We start from the raw sequence: 17,645 nt of genomic DNA, 5'->3' as shown, positions 1-17,645 counted from the left end.
ATGACAGAGCTTTTTTAAAATCAATGATTATTTATTGTTATACTTAATCGTTAACGCTAGAATGAATAATTTCCTTTTTATTCATAATGAGTATAGTTAAAATAATTGTAATTAAAATAAACGATATTTGGAGTGATATTGTAATAATAATAGAGTTATGTGAAAAAGTATTAAGGGATCTAAGAATCATACTAAGATTTCCAATAAGAAAAATATTATCATTGAAAATAGATAAAACAAGCCATGTGGCTGCAGTTAAGAGTGAATAGATAGGTTTAATAATATAAGAGAGTGCAGTGAAAAAGAAAACAACTGAAAGCATTCCTAAAAAAGTTGAAAAGATAATAAATACGAGCAATTGTTTGTAAGTAAAGGTACTCTCGGTAAAGCTAAGTGTGTGTATAGTATACTCTGTGTAATTGATAGCATCTATTTTAAATATTTCGCATAAAAAAAAGAGTAATATAAATACAACAGCACAAAAAATGAATGTACTAATAAAAATAATACAGAACTTACTGAGGATGAGTTTCCACTTTTTACGCACTCTAATCCTTATAAAGGAACCTGAATCTATTACATCGTTTCTTGCCCATGTATTTACTAACAGCACCATATTGAATTGCATAAAAAGCCATATAAAAGGAAACGAAAAAGATTTCTCTTTTACAAGTTCAATGGGAACTCCGCCAATTCCAAGAATTAATGTATCTAAAAAGGAATAATGCAAGCCATTATCATAAGATTTAATTAGGATGATTGGATAAAATAAAAAGAATAGATTTAAAATGATCAAAAAAAAGAAATTAAACTTTATATGGTTATAACCTGTGAATAAATCTCTTTTGAATAATAAATAAAAGTCTCTCATATTTCTCCTTCCTGTATTTACTAAAAGACTGGAATCTTAAATAAATTAATAACCCTACCTTTTCGATCATTTATATTTAGTTGTAAAGGTTTCACAACATGGTTGTCGTTGTATGTAAATATTACTTTCCCATGTATTATGGTGTTAGGTGGTATACTTAAAAATCTTTTTTTGGTCTTATCGTCAATAAAGTCAATACTTTGAGTCATATCTTCTTCATGCATTAAACGATAAAACTCTGGGTGAAGATCGACTGTTTTGCCTGTACTATTTTTAAATGTAAAAGGAATAATATAATTCGTAACTTCATTTAACATTTCATCTTTGATAGTTTCAGTTTTGGCTTGACCAAAGGTTTGTGTTAAACCCAATGCATTAATTGTGGATTCAGTTTTTGAATTGATGATGTTCAATTTATATCCTCTATAAGGCTTATTTACTGACGTATATTGAAAAATACTAAAGGCTATGGCTAGAACCAGAAAGCACATAAATATTAAAATGAAATTTCTTTTTGTCATGAGTTTACATTCCTTTCGGATTCATTAACAATACGACCCCCATCAATATCGAAAATTTTATCAGAAACAGTTTTAAGCGTTTCATAATCATGACTTGCAATTAGAATAGTTTTACCTTCAGCTTTTAAATCGAAAAAGAGCTTTTCAACTAGATGAACGGCTTCTCTATCTAAAGCATTTGTAGGCTCATCTAGCATAATTAACTGCTGGTTCTCCATTATAGCTTGTGCAATGCCTAATCGTTGTTTCATCCCTAAAGAATACTTCTTATACTTTTTTTTATCATCAGGGTCAAGTCCGACACTTGTAATAGCTTTTCTAATATCGGTATCGTTAATTTTAGATCGTATCATTGATAGTAATTTTAAATTTTTAAAACCTGTGTAATTAGATACGAAACCTGGATATTCTATAAGTACACCAATATCATCTGGAAAATTGCCCTGTTTTGTTATGTTAGTCCCATTAATCCAAATTTGCCCTTCAGTGGGCTTCATTAATCCAGAGAGTATACGGAGAAGCATTGTTTTGCCGGATCCATTTCTCCCTTGAAAACCGTATATTTTCCCTTTTTCCAACGATAAAGATATATTATCTAACACTTTATTTTTCTTGAATAATTTGGTTACACCTTCTGCTTTTAAATAGGTTTCTGACACTTTTTTCACTCCAAACTTTTTATTTTCGTTTGTTTATATCAATGGTTCCGTTAGAGAAATCTTTTGTTATCATTCCAATATATATCCCACATAGAAACAGAATCGTCCCCCCTAAATATAAAAACACTGTAATTTCGAAAGATCCTGGTACTAGCCATTGAGTTAATTCTAAAGAGAGATAATCATGTAAAATCGATATGTTAAAAAATGTATTCGACATTCTATCCATCATAAGGAGACATATTATTGATATAAAACTATAAATATATTTTGAAAAGATTAAATAAAATGCACTGGTACAGGTTATAAAAAAAGAGAAAACTAAAAAGGCTGTTGTGATATAACGAAATATCATCCATATAGGAGAAAATATAGTAACCTGCAATTGTTCCCCATATAATAAATAGGGCGTTCCATTAGTTGTATCCCAGTTATGAACAAACCCTCCGCACCAAATTACGCTTATAATAAAACCAAATAATAAAAAAACAAATGTAAAGCAAGAAGAGATCCCAAAAATTCGACCGACAAAAGCCAAAAAAAGTTCTGCCCTTGATTTATAGCGAATAACTCGAAATAGAGAAAAGAAAGGCAAAAGACCAATTGCAATGAACAAAAGTAAAAGTGGGATAACAGGAAAAACAAATGTGTAAACCGAAAAAAATTGATCCATTGCATCAGCAATGCTAATCGTGCCTTTTACGTCTTCAAGCCGTGCACTCTTAATTAAAGAAAGAATTGTGAGGATCAGTAAGCAAAACCATCCCAACAACTTCCATTTATCGGCGCACAGATCTGCTATAAGGCTTTTCCACTCTCTAACTATGAACATACCTTCGAACTCCTATAACATAAAGTATAATACTAAGAACAGCCATTCCTATTAATTGAAAACACATGCCTGAAAAGCTTGCGCCATTAGAGGCTTGTTGTTGTAAGAAACTAGACGCTTGAAAACTATCCTGCCCTATCGTTGAAAAAATAGTATTAAGAATGAATTCAAAAGCAAATGAAGACAACACCACAACGAAGGTGTTTTTAAAAAACATACCTACACTTAAGGCTAGAGTAGCCCAGATGCCTGCAAATAAACCAGTCAGTATGATATAGAAAAAAATATGCAGCAACGGATGGGAGTAGTATAAATTCGGAAAAAATGTATATCCTGTGACTAATGGCATTTCATTATTGATTACTCGGTCAGGCGGGATATTAGGAAGTTTCATAAAAGATAGATAAAGATTAATACATAAAGGAATTGCTCCGGCAAAAAAGCCTGCCGCAAAATTTATACTTAATAAATGTTTAAAATAAGAACTAGCTTTCTTTCTTGAAAATAAAAATGCCGTGAAACCTGTACGATGATCACTGGCAAATAAATCTGCCAATGGCAGAGTGGCCAATATGGGTAACAAAAATAAAAACAATGCGGGATAATCTGAAAATCCTCCTATACCCATCCATTTTGTATAAGGAGTGAATGCAACTCCCCCATCTTTTTCAAGTGATTCAGTTAAGAAAAGTTCATCAGAATAAAAATAGGCAATTGCACAAAATAATCCAACTAATAGCGATATATAAAATGATTTTCTATGTAGAAGACGATGTAAAATTAATGCCCCCATATAATCCCTCCATTTAAAGTATAAATATAAATAGGCACTGAGCGTAGTCAGCACCTAAATAATATATTACTAGCTAAGGAGTCACTAATGAACTTAAATGTTCCTTAAACTAAATAATATAAATGATTATTCTATGTTATTAAGAGTTTTTATCATAATCAGGACTCCAAACGCCGTTTGAATGACCCTTCCCATCCTTTTTAGCTGCAATAGAAGTTGGTACATAGTCAGCCCACCAGCCTTTATGGTCTTCAACTGCCCAGTTAGTCATGAGAACTACGCCTTTTGATTTAACAGTGTAGATGTGTCCTTTTGAGGCATCCTTTCCTTTCGCTTTCACCCAAGATTTATAGGAAATATTAACATCTTCCACTTTTTGATAAACATAGGTTGGTCTATACTTATCACGTTGTTTTGTTTCATCATATGGATTACCCTTTAAAAATCCAAAATGAAATGAAGTATCTTTATAGTTAGCATCGGGTGGGTGTATTGCAAAAACCTTAATTGCACCAAGTGATGTAATGCTGATCCCCAGCACTAGCATCAATACAAACAATTTCTTTTTCAAATGTATTCACTCCTAAATTTTTTTTATATTAAAAACCTTGTCCGCCACACCGTAGCATTCTTGGTTTTCATTCATCCAAATAAACCTTAGAGAGATAGTAGCGGTACTGCCTTTAAAAGATGGCAGCTCAATTAAATAATCACTATCACTATCAGGCTCCTTATATTCCTGTTTCCATGTAATTTCTTTTCCACCAGCACTATTTATTTTGCCCAAAATATATGCTGGGGTAGGATGTTTTAAATCTGTAACCATAGAAATTTTATAATGTTTAGGAAGGGGAGCTGTGTCAGTCTTTTTATCTTTTAAAACTTGCTTACTATCAACATCATTAGAAGCGATTTGTTTTTTATAAAATGGTCCACCATCAATGTCTGATGACCAAAATATTTCTTTGAAATAAATATGTTTTGATCCAGAATCCAACCAAAACGTATTATCTTCATTTTTTGAATTTTTATCTGTATCTGTAATAACAATTATTGGTTCGGAAATTTCATCTGTTACCATTTTTATTTTGTCATTATTACATGCTGATAATAAGTACAAAGATACTATAGATAGTAATATGAGAGATGCTTTTTTCAAATACAAAACCCTTCCTTTTATTAAATGTGCTAATTCAATATAACTATATTAAACTGGGAAGTCAACTATATTTTTCTATTTAATTGAATAAATTTGTAATGTTATATATAAAAATGTATTTTTCTGATTTCAAAAGTTTTTTCTATTTTTTCGCCTGCTTTTAATATGATTTGGGTGTTGGAAGAGTAATTTATATATTGGAGAATGGAAAACTTCATAGTATGCTGTATATGAAAATAAAGTTAAATTAAATACGCGGGAAAGTTTAATGATCTAAGCAGCTCGTATAACAGATTTAAGTGATTGGAAATATAAACAATTAATACGTTGTATGTAATCCAAGGGAGGTGCGGAATGGATCGGGAAAAACAACAATTAAGCATAGAAGCGGCAAGGCTTTATTATCAGTCTGACTACAGTCAGCAGCAAATCGCAGAGCATCTCAGTATTTCTAGGCCGACCGTTTCCCGATTGCTGCAATACGCAAAAGAAAAAGGATTTGTCCAAATTCGCGTGATGGACCCTTTTGAAGATTTAGATGCGCTGGGTTCGATGCTGGAAGAGAAATACGGTCTTCTCGAAGCACACGTTGTGTTTTCTCCGACACCGGACTATGCAGCAATCACACATGACTTGAGCCGTTACGGTGCACAATATATGCATGAAACGGTAAAAGACGGCGACATCGTCGGCGTCAGCTGGGGAACCACGATGTATCAGATCGCGCAAAACATGGAGCCAAAGCAAATAAAGGGTGTAGAGGTCGTCCAACTGAAAGGCGGCATCAGCCATTCCCGGGTAAACACCTATTCGGCTGAAACGATTCAGCTGTTCGCAGAGGCTTTTCAAACGATGCCGCGCTATCTCCCGCTTCCCGTCGTTTTTGATAACGCCGATGTAAAGCGAATGGTAGAGAAGGATCGCCATATCGCACGGATTATCGAGATGGGCAAGCAGGCCAATATCGCTCTCTTTACAGTTGGTACCGTCCGGGACGAGGCGCTGTTATTCCGGCTCGGCTATTTTAACGAAGAAGAGAAAGCATTGCTGAAACATCAGGCTGTTGGAGATATCTGTTCGCGGTTCTTTGACGAGGAAGGGAATATTTGCAGCACCGCCATCAATGACCGGACCATAGGCGTCGAGCTTGAAGATCTGAGGCTGAAGGAACGCTCTATATTAGTGGCCGGCGGAAGCCGAAAAGTGCCCTCCATCCACGGTGCGTTAACAGGAAAATATGCTAACGTGTTAATCATTGACCAGCATACCGCAAGGGCACTTGTTAATGATTTGTGACACCTTCAGACCGTTCGCTGAACAAAATTTCAATTACCAATTTACATATGTTCAAAAGTCGGTTATGCTAAAAAATATCTTAACAAAAAAGGAAGTGTGCGAAGGATGACATTAGCCAATAAAATTGATCATACAGCTTTGAAACCGCATACACAAAAAGCGGATATTCTGAAATTAATAGAAGAAGCGAAAACATACAAATTCGCTTCTGTATGTGTAAACCCGACATGGGTGCAGCTGGCTGCGAAAGAGCTTGAGGGAACAGGAGTTGACGTATGTACAGTCATCGGCTTCCCGCTCGGCGCCAATACAACAGAAACAAAAGCGTTCGAAACGAAGGATGCGATTTCAAAAGGCGCCACTGAAGTGGACATGGTCATTAACATCGCCGCTTTGAAAGATAAAGAAGATGACGTGGTGGAAGCGGATATTCGCGGTGTGGTGGAAGCTGCAGCCGGAAAAGCACTTGTCAAAGTTATTATTGAAACATGCCTGCTGACAGATGAAGAAAAAGAGCGTGCATGCCGTTTAGCAGTTTCTGCGGGCGCGGATTTCGTGAAAACCTCAACAGGTTTTTCAACAGGCGGCGCAACGAAGGAAGATATCGCTTTAATGCGCAAAACAGTAGGTCCTGATATCGGCGTAAAAGCATCCGGGGGTATCAGAACGAAAGAAGATGTAGACACGATGATCGAAGCAGGTGCAAGCCGCATTGGCGCAAGTGCAGGCGTTTCCATTGTAAAAGGAGAGAACGGTGCCGGCGGAGACAATTATTAAGAAGCAGACGGAAGGCAAATTGCTTTCCGTGCCCTGCTTTTCTTTCCGGGGAAATAATAATGTAAGCGAATACAAATAAAGGAGAAACACATATGAAGTATTTGATCGGGATTATCGGTTTAATCGTGTTTTTAGGCCTTGCGTGGATCGCGAGCAGCGGCAAAAAAAGAATTAAGGTCCGCCCAATTATTGTCATGCTCATTTTGCAGTTTATTCTCGGTTATATTCTCCTTAATACGGGGATCGGGAATTTTCTCGTAGGAGGATTTGCACAAGGATTCAGCTACCTGCTTGGCTATGCGGCAGAAGGAATCAACTTTGTGTTTGGCGGTTTGGTGAATGCAGATCAATCGACATTCTTTATGAACGTTCTCTTGCCGATTGTATTTATTTCTGCACTCATCGGAATTCTGCAAAAATGGAAGATCCTCCCGTTTATTATTAAATACATCGGCCTTGCCCTCAGCAAGGTAAACGGAATGGGAAGACTTGAGTCATATAATGCTGTCGCATCTGCCATTTTAGGGCAATCAGAAGTATTTATCTCCTTAAAGAAAGAACTCGGTTTACTGTCACAGCAGCGTTTGTACACGCTTTGCGCTTCTGCGATGTCAACCGTATCCATGTCAATCGTCGGCGCTTACATGACGATGCTAAAGCCTGAATACGTCGTAACGGCTCTTGTATTGAACTTATTTGGCGGTTTTATCATTGCCTCTATCATTAATCCTTACGAGGTCGCAAAAGATGAGGATATGCTCCGTGTAGAAAATGAAGAAAAACAATCCTTCTTCGAAGTGCTCGGAGAATACATCTTAGATGGTTTCAAAGTAGCGGTTGTTGTCGCAGCAATGCTGATTGGATTTGTCGCGATTATTGCTTTGATCAATGGTATCTTTAACGCTGTACTCGGTATTTCCTTCCAAGACCTGCTTGGATATGTGTTTGCTCCATTCGCTTTTCTTGTCGGTATTCCATGGAATGAAGCTGTTAACGCCGGAAGCATTATGGCAACAAAAATGGTATCAAACGAATTTGTCGCCATGACGTCTCTTTCGCAAAACGGTTTTCACTTCAGCGGCCGCACAACAGCGATTGTATCAGTATTCCTCGTTTCGTTCGCGAACTTCTCTTCCATCGGGATCATTGCCGGTGCTGTAAAGGGTCTGAATGAAAAACAAGGAAACGTCGTTGCTCGTTTCGGTCTGAAATTATTATACGGTGCTACGCTTGTCAGCTTTTTAACAGCGGCAGTTGTAGGTCTGATTTACTGAACATAATCGAAAAGGATCGGTGACTAAAATGAGAATGGTAGATATTATCATCAAAAAACAAAACGGAAAAGAACTCACCACAGAAGAAATCCAGTTTTTCGTAAACGGCTATACGGACGGCAGCATTCCTGATTATCAGGCAAGCGCGCTTGCCATGGCGATTTATTTTCAGGATATGAGTGATCGTGAACGGGCGGACTTAACAATGGCTATGGTGAACTCCGGTGAAACGATTGATCTTTCTGCCATCGAGGGAATTAAAGTGGATAAACATTCAACTGGCGGCGTCGGCGACACGACAACACTCGTGCTTGCACCGCTTGTCGCGGCTCTTGATGTGCCGGTTGCCAAAATGTCCGGCCGCGGTCTCGGGCATACGGGCGGAACAATTGATAAATTAGAGGCGATCGACGGGTTTCACGTGGAACTGTCTAAGGACGAATTTATTAAGCTTGTGAACCGCGACAAGGTTGCCGTCATTGGCCAAAGCGGCAACTTAACGCCGGCGGATAAAAAACTGTACGCCCTGCGTGATGTAACGGGTACGGTAAATTCCATCCCGCTTATCGCTAGCTCCATTATGAGCAAAAAAATCGCTGCCGGAGCAGATGCGATCGTGCTTGACGTGAAAACGGGAGCAGGCGCCTTCATGAAAACAGAGGAAGATGCGGCTGAACTCGCGAAAGCAATGGTACGAATCGGCAACAAAGTCGGCCGCCAAACGATGGCTGTCATCTCTGACATGTCCCAGCCGCTCGGCTTTGCGATCGGAAATGCGCTTGAAGTGAAAGAAGCGATAGACACGCTCAAAGGCGAAGGTCCTGAAGACCTGCACGAGCTAGTCTTAACACTCGGCAGTCAAATGGTCGTGCTTGCGAAAAAAGCAGGTACATTAGACGAAGCAAGAGCAAAACTTGAAGAGGTCATGAAAAACGGCAAAGCGCTTGAGAAGTTCAAAGATTTCTTGAAAAACCAGGGCGGTGACAGCTCGATTGTTGACGATCCGTCTAAGCTTCCGCAAGCGGCTTATCACATTGATGTGCCAGCAAAAGAAGCGGGTGTGGTCTCCGAAATCGTCGCGGACGAAATCGGCGTTGCTGCCATGCTGTTAGGAGCCGGACGCGCCACAAAAGAAGACGAAATTGATTTAGCCGTCGGCATCATGCTCCGCAAAAAGGTCGGCGACAAGGTAGAAAAAGGCGAACCACTCGTGACGCTTTACGCCAACCGCGAAAACGTCGATGAAGTCATCGCGAAAGTCTATGACAACATCCGCATCGCAGCGGAAGCGAAGGCGCCGAAGCTGATTCATACATTAATTACGGAATAAAAATAAAGCACATCCCATCCTGAGTGGGGTGTGCTGTTTTGATTACAGAATATGATCAACCTGATAATCCTCATGTTCGACTTTTTTTGCTTTCGTAAGATTTTTTCTGAAATAGTAGATGAGATAGCATAGGATGATACAAGGAATTCCGCAGAAGAGAGCGATTCTTTGATTAGGATCAAAAGCCAGGCCGATACAAGAAGCTGAACATAATAAAAGAGCTGCTATAGGCATAAGAGGATAAAGCGGTGTGCGAAATGTCAGATCTTTTACATTCCCCCCTTTTTTAAGAAATCTCTTTCGAAACAAGAGTTGAGACAGCGCAATGCTCATCCAGACCACAACCCCTGCAAATCCAGCAATCGCTACCATCACCACATATACAGTTCCAGGTGCCACAATACTGGATACGAGAGATAAACAAGATACAGCCATACTGATGATTAAGGCATTTAGTGGAATGCCTTTAGATGTGACTTTTTTAAAACGAGAGCTGATCATGTTTTCATTTGCTAACGACCACAGCATACGAGTTGAGGCATATAGGCCAGAATTGGCCACGGACAGCAAGGCTGTTAATATAACAAAATTCATAATATCTGCGGCGTAAGGGATTCCGATCTCTGCAAACACTGCTACAAAGGGGCTTTCAATTACTCCTGCTTCTTTCCATGAAATCAGTCCGGATAATACGAAGATGGCACCAATGAAAAAAATGACTGTCCTCCATGCGACATTACGGATGGAGCGCGGAATATCCTTTTGAGGATTTGCGGATTCTCCTGCTGTGACACCGATTAATTCTGTTCCGGAAAAGGCAAAACTCACAGATATCATGGCGATAAATACGGCGAGGAAGCCGTTTGGAAACAATCCTCCATGACCGGTGAAATTTGAAAACATAGGGGCATCAGCCGTCCCGTTTAAAGAGATCAAGCCAAACATGGCGGCGCCTCCTAAAATGATAAATAAAATGATGGTGACAATCTTCACGCTCGAGAACCAAAATTCGGTTTCCGCAAATAATTTGACTGAAAATGCGTTGCATACGAAAAGGAGAGCTGCAAAAATCGCGCTCCACATCCATACGCTGCTGTCAGGAAACCAGCGCTGCATGAGAATACCGGATGCGGTAAACTCAGAACCTACCGTCACCACCCAATTCACCCAGTACATGATGCCGACCATAAAACCGGTAGATGGCCCGATGAATGTTGTAGCGTATTTTTGAAAGGAACCGGTCACCGGCATGGCGACTGACAATTCACCGAGACATTGCATAACGAGGTACATCATCAATCCGCCAATTAAATAAGCGAGTATCGTCCCACCGGGCCCGGCTTGGCTTAGCGTATAGCCCGTACTGAGGAAAAGTCCTGTTCCTATGACGCCTCCCAATGAGATCATAAATAAGTGCCTGCTTTTCATTGTCCGTTTCAGCTGATGGCCGCTTTTCTCCTGAAGACCCACCGTCTCGTCCTCCTTTTAGCTGCCGTTTATCAGGCAGATGAGTTTCTTGTAACCAACATACAACCTGCCGGAAGATCACTTGAATCGGGAGCGTTTCATCCCTTTTAATGCGTGTAACAGAACGTGAGCTGCGGCTCTGCTTGTCATATCCCGAAAATCGAGGGTGGGATCAACTTCAACAATTTCGATCCCTGCGACATTGGGCTCTTGTGCGATGTACTTGATTGCTTCAAGTAATTCGTCTGTATAGAGGCCGCCCGGGCCAATTGCTGGACAGCCGGGTGCATGAGACTGGTCTAAGACATCCATATCAACAGATATAAAAATATAGTCTGTTCCTGTTTGAACAGCAGGCAGGATTTCTTTAATAGTCGGGATCAGTCCTTTTTCACGAATCATTCTCATCGTGTGGATGTCCACGTGATGATTTTTCGCGTATGTTTCATAAGCCAAGCTGTTGCTGAATTCTCTGATACCCAGTTGAATCAAATGCTGACCTTCTATGATCTCTTCATCCAAAAGGCGGCGGAAGGGGGTGCCGTTTGTCGGCCCCCCGTCCTCCGTGTTCCGCACATCGTGATGGGCATCAAATTGAATAACGGCTGTCGTTCCTTTCGTTTGCGCAATCGCTTTTATGGTGGAGTAGCTGATGGAGTTATCTCCCCCGAGTATGAGCGGCACCCAATCTGGATAATCCGAAAGCAGAGCATGCATGGTTTGGAAGATTTGATCATGTGATTTCACGATATCAGTCACATGAATATCGACATCCCCCAGATCATAAAGAAAATCTGATACGACATGTTCCCCAAGCTCAGCAGAATAGGCCGATGAATGTTTTAGAGCCTGGCGTATTGTTCCGGGGGCAAAGGAAGCGCCGGAATGACTGATGGACGATTTTGATAGGGGGACACCTATCAGTGCCGGCCCCTTAATGCTTTGGCCGTTCCATTTTTCTATCAGATCGCTCATTTTTGTGACATCTCGGTCTTTAAACGAAGAACCTGCCTCTCTGAGAAAAGGGTATTTATCCATGAATGCCTCCCTCCCTGTTGACTACAATTGTTCCGTTTTTCATGACTTGATGTACATGATTGACACCGTAGTGATACGGAATATACATGTAATTCGAGGCTTGCCAAATGACAAGATCTGCAGAGCGTCCAGCTTTGAGCTGCCCTGCTTCATCACCTTTTCCTATGGCATATGCGGCATTGACTGTGACGGCATGCCATATTTCTTCTGCGGTCATTTTCAGGTGAAGCGCGGCAATCGACATGATCAGCTGAATATTTTCAGTTGGGGAGCTGCCCGGATTAAAGTCCGTTGCCAAGCTGACACGTACCCCCGCATCAATCATGTCTCTTGCTCTGGCATATGTGTGTTTGCCAAGATAAAACGTCGTGCCCGGCAAGAGGACAGCAATGGTTCCTGATTCAGCCATTTGCTGTATGCCTTCATTTGAGGCCCCCACCAAGTGATCGGCTGAGACAGCTCTTAGCTCAGCCGCTAATTCAGCTCCTCCAAGAGGATCAATTTCATCAGCGTGGATTTTTAATCCGAATCCCGCCTCAGCCGCTTTTTTTAAGTAACGTCGGGATTGGCTGACTGTAAAAACGCCTGTTTCTGTAAAAATATCTGCAAAGGCTGCGAGCTCTTCCGCTTTTATTTCCGGCAAGAGATCCAGCATGCGATCTAAAAACTCATCGGGGCGGTCCTTATCTTCAGGAGGTATGGCATGAGCGCCCATGAAAGTGGAGACAAGGTCAATGGGCTGGCTCTCATGCAGTTGTTTCGCGACACGCAATTGTTTCAGCTCTGTATCTTTATCTAAGCCGTAGCCGCTCTTCACTTCAGCTGTGGTCGTGCCATATGACAGCATTCTTTTCAGATGTAAATGGCCTTTTTGCAGCAGCTCTTCCTCCGAGGCAGCCCGGGTGTCTTTGACAGTGGACAAAATCCCGCCGCCCTGCGCCAGAATTTCTAAATAGGAAATGCCCTGAAGCTTTAGATTCATCTCCTTTTCCCGAGATCCGCCAAATACAAGATGGGTATGCGGATCGACGAGGCCCGGTGTTACAAGCCGTCCCGAACAGTCAATGATGTCGTCTGCCTCGTAATCGGCTTCAGCCCCTTTTTTTCCGGCGAACACAATCTTCTGTTCGTGGATTCCGACAACAGCGTCTTCGATCACATGAAGATCCTGCATGCTTTTGCCCGCGCGGGGGCCGCTGCTTTCCATCGTCAAAAGCTGACCGATGTTGATGAGTATCGTATCAATTTGTTTCGGCATGTTATCACTCCTTTATTTTTGCATCGGCACGATAACGTCTTGTTTTTTCGCTACTTCAACAGCACGTTCATAACCCGCATCCGCATGACGGATAATGCCCATTCCCGGGTCGCTCGTTAAGACTCGGGCGAGCCGTTCGTCAGCCAGCTTGCTCCCATCGGCAACTGTGACCATACCGGCATGCAGCGAATAGCCCATTCCAACGCCGCCGCCATGGTGGAAGGAAACCCAGCTCGCACCCGCCGCTGTGTTGACAAGCGCATTGAGCACAGCCCAATCGCCGACAGCGTCACTTCCGTCCTTCATCGCTTCTGTCTCCCGGTTTGGAGAGGCGACAGACCCGCAGTCCAAATGATCTCTCCCAATGACGACAGGCGCTTTTAGCTCCCCGTTTCGAACCAATTCGTTAATGGCAAGCCCCATCTTTTTTCGTTCTCCGTATCCAAGCCAGCAAATACGGGACGGCAAGCCTTGGAAAGCGACTTTTTCCTGAGCCATATCGATCCAGCGGTGAAGGGCTTTATTTGTCGGAAACAGTTCTTTTAATAACGCATCCGTACGGTAAATATCTGCCGGATCACCGGAAAGCGCCGCCCAGCGGAATGGCCCTTTTCCTTCACAGAATAAGGGGCGGATGTAAGCAGGGACAAACCCTGGAAAATCGAAGGCATTCTCCAGGCCTTCATCTTTAGCAACTTGCCGGATGTTGTTGCCGTAATCAAATACAACTGAGCCCTTTTGTTGAAAGGCCAGCATGGCTTCCACATGTTTTTTCATGCTTTGTTTCGCAAGGCGCACGTAAAGGTCTGGATTGTCTTGGCGCAAACGATCAGCTTCATCAAGTGAATAGCCCTCAGGAACATAACCGATTAATGGGTCATGGGCAGATGTCTGATCGGTGACGATATCAATGGTGACGCCGCGGTTCAGAAGGGTATGGTGAACCTCTGCCGCATTTCCAAGAAGAGCGATGGAGAGAGGTTCTCCTTCTAGCTTTGCTTCTTCAGCCCACGCTAAGGCTTCCTCAATCGACGCTGTTTTCCGGTCACAGTATTTTGTTTCAAGTCGTTTGTCGATTCGTTTCTCATCAACCTCGACGGCAATCACAACTCCGTCATTCATCGTGACAGACAGCGGCTGGGCGCCTCCCATTCCGCCGAGACCGGCTGTCAGCGTCAATGTCCCTTTTAAGCTTCCTCCGAAATGCTGTCTCGCGAGCTCAGCGAAGGTTTCATAGGTTCCTTGCAAAATGCCTTGTGAGCCAATGTAAATCCAGCTGCCTGCTGTCATCTGCCCGTACATCATTAACCCTTTTTTCTCAAGCTCGTGGAAATGCTCCCAGTTCGCCCACTTCGGAACAAGCACAGAGTTTGCTAAAAGCACGCGCGGCGCCTGCGGGTGTGTACGGAACATGCCAACGGGCTTTCCGGATTGCACGAGCAATGTCTCATCATGTTTTAGTGTTTTTAAGGATTGCTCAATGGCATGAAAAGCGTCCCAATCCCGTGCGGCTTTGCCAATCCCGCCATATACAATAAGGTCTTCCGGCTTCTCGGCGACTTCCGGATCAAGGTTGTTTCGAAGCATCCGAAGCACCGCCTCTTGCTCCCACCCTAAGCATTCAAGTTCTGTTCCTCTATTGGCACGGATTGATTTTTTTACATCAGTCATATGTTCATCCCCCTTAGTTCTTCTTTCTGATAATTAGGTAATAAAGATTCCTTCTTCAGCCAGTCAGTCAAGCGTTCAATGTCATAGGAAAAAACACGGTCCTGCTGAATGGACGGCACGACTTTTCTCATTTCTTGAAAAAGCTGTTTGGTGTAGGAGGCTGCATGTTCTATGCCTCTGTATTCCACAGCCTGCAATGCGCAAATCGCTTCAATCGCAATGACTCTCCTTGTATTTGCGATCACCTGATAAGCATGCCGCGCGGCGATGGTACCCATGCTGACATGGTCCTCTTGGTTGGCGGATGACGGAATAGAGTCCACACTTGCGGGATGGGCCAGTGTTTTATTTTCAGAAACAAGTGAGGCCGCGGCATACTGCATGATCATTGCACCGGATTGCAGACCGGGATGAGGGCTTAGGAATGGCGGCAGGTCATTCAGCTGCGGGTTTACAAGGCGCTCGATCCTGCGTTCTGCGATATTCGCAAGCTCTGATACTGCGATTTTTAGAAAATCCATGGCAAAGGCGATCGGCTGTCCGTGAAAGTTTCCGCCAGAAATGACTTTGTCCCCGTCATTGAAAATAAGAGGGTTGTCCGTAGCTGCATTCATCTCAATCTCTAATTTTTCTTTCACATAGCCTAACGTCTGCCAGATCGCACCGTGCACTTGCGGAATACAGCGCAATGAATACGCATCCTGGACCCGCAGTTCTCCCTGAGAGGTCGTCAAGCTGCTGTCAGATAGATAAAAACGGATTCGCTCTGCGACATCGATCTGCTCCTGATAGCCGCGGGCGGAGTGAATATCCTCGTCAAACGCATCGATAATTCCGCGGAGCCCTTCAATCGTTAAGCTGGCAATGCGCTCTGTTTGATAGGCTAGTTTTTCCGCTTCAATGTATGCGACCACACCCATAGCAGTCATGGCCTGAGTCCCATTAATCAAGGCAAGCCCTTCCTTGGATGTCAGTGATACCGGTTGAATTCCAGCTTTTTTCAAGCCTTTCATTGCCGGCATCCTTTCTCCCTCAAAAAAGACTTCTCCTTGCCCAATCAGCGCAAGCGCCAGATGGGAGAGCGGCGCCAGATCCCCGCTTGCGCCAAGTGATCCCTGCTGGGGGATGACAGGATGGACGCGTTTATTTAAAAAGGCAAGCAATTGTTCAATCAGCTCCGCACGTACACCGGAAAACCCTTTTAACAGCGCATTGGCGCGCAAAAGCAGCATGGCGCGAGAAACACACTCAGGAAAAGGATCGCCGACTCCGCAGGCATGAGAAAGGATTAAATTCAGTTGCAGCGCCGCCGAGTCTTCTTTCTGAATCAAGACATCACTGAATTTGCCAAACCCGGTGGTGATGCCGTATATTGTCTTTTCCTCGTGAACAATCCGTTCCACTGCCGCTCTGCTTTTCTTCACGCGCTCCATACTTTCCTCGGAAGCCGCTGCCTCTTCAAAATCAAACAGCACACGAGCAACGTCCACTGTTGTCAATGAAGAACCGTCTAAAGTCACCATAAGCCCAACTCCTTTTTCTTTACTTTGGTAAAGCGCCCATACAAAAAGGGGCTATGCTGTGAAAATTGGATTTCACGCATAGCCCCCTATCGTCTAAGATCTATGGGCTGTTTCATATGTGATTGATTCCAACGCCGAATGTCTCATGCTCAAGTCCCTTAATCGGCGCTCCTATTGTTCCGTAAAGCGAGACAGCAATCCAATCGCCTTCCGCTTCACTTTCATAAGGATTTCCCCTCAAAACGGCAAACCTCAGGCCAACCGTCCGAAGCAGCGATCCAAGCAGCATTTCACCTCTGGTCACGCCATGCAAAGCCTCCATCGTCGCATGATAAAGCGCATGTGACTCGCGATAGCCCTCAGATTGAATGACACCGCTCTTTTTGGAAGCGGTTTCAATTGCGGCTACTACTTTATGCGCGTCCATTGATCCTACCTTGCCAAGACAGACTTTCCATCCATCTCGCTCCAGCTCCTCGACCTGTGTACGTTCTTCAGCTTCATTCAGCAGCAGAAGAACAGACAGCCGGCCGATCCGGCGCTCTTTGTGCAGTGTCATATGAATCACTCGATTCCTAAAAATTCTGATAACTATTAACTGAGTATTATATTAATTGGTTCAGCAGCAGAAGTCAAAAGGTTTTTTACAGTCTTTAACAAGTTAGATTGGTATTATGATATCGTGATGCAGAAATCTCAGCACATTGCACATCATTCATGCCAGATAGGTGTGTGGATGGCGGCGCACTCTTGGACACAGGAGCCTATGGCTCTCTTCCGCAAGGTATTTTCTCACGGGCCAGCCGAATGAGATTCTCAGCCCTGCCAAGCCGACTGTAGACGAGCAGTCGGGCATCATCTTAAAAAACCTCGACAACTTTACAAGGCCGGACAAAGCACTCATTACGTACGCCAATGGAAAAACAGAGGTGATTGAAGAAGGAGAAACCGCAAAAGGGTTGAACTATGAAGTAGAGGATATGCAAAATGCAGTCCTGCATCAAACAGGCAGCCAGACCATCAGTCTCTCCCTGGAATGTCATGAGCATCATGGACAATGTAAGAGAATAGTGGGGCATTACGGCATTACCTACCCATTTGAATATGAAAACATCCGGCCTTCATAACGGGCCAGTGTTTCTTCATAGAAGGATGTAAGCGCTTAAAAATCTAATA

At 42.8% G+C, this 17,645-nt stretch carries 18 protein-coding genes; 5 read left to right on the top strand and 13 right to left on the bottom strand.

The window, feature by feature from the left end:
- Positions 1-43 precede the first annotated feature (43 nt).
- From V6D42_RS13985 to V6D42_RS13955, 7 genes are all read right to left on the bottom strand, one after another.
- A complete protein-coding gene (locus V6D42_RS13985; protein WP_333513608.1) occupies positions 44-871 on the bottom strand; it encodes a hypothetical protein in 828 nt (275 codons plus the stop codon).
- Positions 872-891: 20 nt separating this feature from the next.
- Positions 892-1,392 (bottom strand): hypothetical protein, encoded by a 501-nt coding sequence (locus tag V6D42_RS13980; protein ID WP_333513607.1) that lies wholly within the window; start codon positions 1,390-1,392, stop codon positions 892-894.
- Positions 1,389-2,051 carry an ATP-binding cassette domain-containing protein gene (locus tag V6D42_RS13975; protein WP_333513606.1) on the bottom strand — a complete coding sequence of 221 codons (663 nt, stop codon included), beginning with the start codon at positions 2,049-2,051 and terminating at the stop codon, positions 1,389-1,391. The genes V6D42_RS13980 and V6D42_RS13975 overlap by 4 nt, the downstream gene beginning before the upstream one ends.
- 19 nt (positions 2,052-2,070) lie before the next feature.
- Entirely contained in the window at positions 2,071-2,883 is an 813-nt protein-coding gene (locus V6D42_RS13970) for a hypothetical protein (protein WP_333513605.1), read from the bottom strand.
- On the bottom strand, positions 2,870-3,676 hold the full coding sequence (locus tag V6D42_RS13965; RefSeq protein ID WP_130573051.1) for a hypothetical protein: 807 nt from the start codon (positions 3,674-3,676) through the stop codon (positions 2,870-2,872). The genes V6D42_RS13970 and V6D42_RS13965 overlap by 14 nt, the downstream gene beginning before the upstream one ends.
- A 139-nt stretch (positions 3,677-3,815) precedes the next feature.
- Positions 3,816-4,247 carry a hypothetical protein gene (locus V6D42_RS13960; protein WP_333513604.1) on the bottom strand — a complete coding sequence of 144 codons (432 nt, stop codon included), beginning with the start codon at positions 4,245-4,247 and terminating at the stop codon, positions 3,816-3,818.
- A gap of 12 nt (positions 4,248-4,259) precedes the next feature.
- Positions 4,260-4,835, bottom strand: a complete 576-nt coding sequence (locus tag V6D42_RS13955) for a hypothetical protein (protein ID WP_333513603.1) — start codon at positions 4,833-4,835, stop codon at positions 4,260-4,262.
- Between the two features lie 354 nt (positions 4,836-5,189).
- Between V6D42_RS13955 and deoR the strand changes: the two genes are divergently transcribed.
- The 4 genes from deoR to V6D42_RS13935 all read left to right on the top strand — a co-directional run bounded on the left by deoR (position 5,190) and on the right by V6D42_RS13935 (position 9,512).
- Positions 5,190-6,131 (top strand): DNA-binding transcriptional repressor DeoR, encoded by a 942-nt coding sequence (gene deoR, locus V6D42_RS13950; RefSeq protein WP_333513602.1) that lies wholly within the window; start codon positions 5,190-5,192, stop codon positions 6,129-6,131.
- 105 nt (positions 6,132-6,236) lie between these two features.
- Positions 6,237-6,908: a deoxyribose-phosphate aldolase gene (deoC, locus tag V6D42_RS13945; RefSeq protein WP_059353261.1), complete on the top strand. Its 672-nt coding sequence runs from the start codon at positions 6,237-6,239 to the stop codon at positions 6,906-6,908.
- 92 nt (positions 6,909-7,000) lie between these two features.
- The gene (nupC, locus tag V6D42_RS13940) at positions 7,001-8,182 is read left to right on the top strand and encodes a nucleoside permease NupC (RefSeq protein WP_010332495.1); all 1,182 of its coding nucleotides are present in this window, start codon (positions 7,001-7,003) and stop codon (positions 8,180-8,182) included.
- A 28-nt stretch (positions 8,183-8,210) separates the two neighbouring features.
- On the top strand, positions 8,211-9,512 hold the full coding sequence (locus V6D42_RS13935) for a pyrimidine-nucleoside phosphorylase (protein WP_010332494.1): 1,302 nt from the start codon (positions 8,211-8,213) through the stop codon (positions 9,510-9,512).
- 42 nt (positions 9,513-9,554) lie between these two features.
- Here V6D42_RS13935 and V6D42_RS13930 read toward each other — a convergent pair whose 3' ends face one another.
- From V6D42_RS13930 to hutP, 6 genes are all read right to left on the bottom strand, one after another.
- Positions 9,555-10,982: an amino acid permease gene (locus V6D42_RS13930; RefSeq protein ID WP_079287628.1), complete on the bottom strand. Its 1,428-nt coding sequence runs from the start codon at positions 10,980-10,982 to the stop codon at positions 9,555-9,557.
- Between the two features lie 75 nt (positions 10,983-11,057).
- Positions 11,058-12,017, bottom strand: a complete 960-nt coding sequence (hutG, locus tag V6D42_RS13925) for a formimidoylglutamase (RefSeq protein WP_333513601.1) — start codon at positions 12,015-12,017, stop codon at positions 11,058-11,060.
- Positions 12,010-13,275 (bottom strand): imidazolonepropionase, encoded by a 1,266-nt coding sequence (gene hutI, locus V6D42_RS13920; RefSeq protein WP_333513600.1) that lies wholly within the window; start codon positions 13,273-13,275, stop codon positions 12,010-12,012. Before hutI ends, hutG begins: the two co-directional genes overlap by 8 nt.
- Before the next feature lie 12 nt (positions 13,276-13,287).
- Complete coding sequence (hutU, locus tag V6D42_RS13915; RefSeq protein WP_333513599.1) at positions 13,288-14,946, bottom strand: urocanate hydratase; 1,659 nt, start codon at positions 14,944-14,946, stop codon at positions 13,288-13,290.
- Positions 14,943-16,469 carry a histidine ammonia-lyase gene (gene hutH, locus V6D42_RS13910; RefSeq protein WP_333513598.1) on the bottom strand — a complete coding sequence of 509 codons (1,527 nt, stop codon included), beginning with the start codon at positions 16,467-16,469 and terminating at the stop codon, positions 14,943-14,945. The genes hutU and hutH overlap by 4 nt, the downstream gene beginning before the upstream one ends.
- 112 nt (positions 16,470-16,581) lie before the next feature.
- On the bottom strand, positions 16,582-17,028 hold the full coding sequence (gene hutP / locus V6D42_RS13905; RefSeq protein WP_069838380.1) for a hut operon transcriptional regulator HutP: 447 nt from the start codon (positions 17,026-17,028) through the stop codon (positions 16,582-16,584).
- A gap of 169 nt (positions 17,029-17,197) precedes the next feature.
- Between hutP and V6D42_RS13900 the strand changes: the two genes are divergently transcribed.
- Positions 17,198-17,596: a hypothetical protein gene (locus tag V6D42_RS13900; RefSeq protein ID WP_333513597.1), complete on the top strand. Its 399-nt coding sequence runs from the start codon at positions 17,198-17,200 to the stop codon at positions 17,594-17,596.
- Positions 17,597-17,645 lie beyond the last annotated feature (49 nt).

This window comes from Bacillus sp. 0909A (genome assembly GCF_036765115.1).
GTDB classification, from domain to species: domain Bacteria; phylum Bacillota; class Bacilli; order Bacillales; family Bacillaceae; genus Bacillus; species Bacillus mojavensis.
The sequence above is the reverse complement of the archived record's forward strand: the minus strand, read 5'-3'. Positions and strand labels throughout refer to the sequence as shown.

Excerpts from the sequence above, each read along its gene's own strand:
- V6D42_RS13980 (WP_333513607.1), bottom strand. The coding sequence starts at position 1,392 with ATGACAAAAAGAAATTTCATTTTAATATTTATGTGCTTTCTGGTTCTA.
- hutG (WP_333513601.1), bottom strand. The coding sequence starts at position 12,017 with ATGGATAAATACCCTTTTCTCAGAGAGGCAGGTTCTTCGTTTAAAGAC.
- V6D42_RS13965 (WP_130573051.1), bottom strand. The coding sequence starts at position 3,676 with ATGGGGGCATTAATTTTACATCGTCTTCTACATAGAAAATCATTTTAT.
- hutI (WP_333513600.1), bottom strand. The coding sequence starts at position 13,275 with ATGCCGAAACAAATTGATACGATACTCATCAACATCGGTCAGCTTTTG.
- deoR (WP_333513602.1), top strand. The coding sequence starts at position 5,190 with ATGGATCGGGAAAAACAACAATTAAGCATAGAAGCGGCAAGGCTTTAT.
- hutP (WP_069838380.1), bottom strand. The coding sequence starts at position 17,028 with ATGACACTGCACAAAGAGCGCCGGATCGGCCGGCTGTCTGTTCTTCTG.
- hutU (WP_333513599.1), bottom strand. The coding sequence starts at position 14,946 with ATGACTGATGTAAAAAAATCAATCCGTGCCAATAGAGGAACAGAACTT.
- hutH (WP_333513598.1), bottom strand. The coding sequence starts at position 16,469 with ATGGTGACTTTAGACGGTTCTTCATTGACAACAGTGGACGTTGCTCGT.
- V6D42_RS13970 (WP_333513605.1), bottom strand. The coding sequence starts at position 2,883 with ATGTTCATAGTTAGAGAGTGGAAAAGCCTTATAGCAGATCTGTGCGCC.
- nupC (WP_010332495.1), top strand. The coding sequence starts at position 7,001 with ATGAAGTATTTGATCGGGATTATCGGTTTAATCGTGTTTTTAGGCCTT.
- deoC (WP_059353261.1), top strand. The coding sequence starts at position 6,237 with ATGACATTAGCCAATAAAATTGATCATACAGCTTTGAAACCGCATACA.
- V6D42_RS13935 (WP_010332494.1), top strand. The coding sequence starts at position 8,211 with ATGAGAATGGTAGATATTATCATCAAAAAACAAAACGGAAAAGAACTC.
- V6D42_RS13985 (WP_333513608.1), bottom strand. The coding sequence starts at position 871 with ATGAGAGACTTTTATTTATTATTCAAAAGAGATTTATTCACAGGTTAT.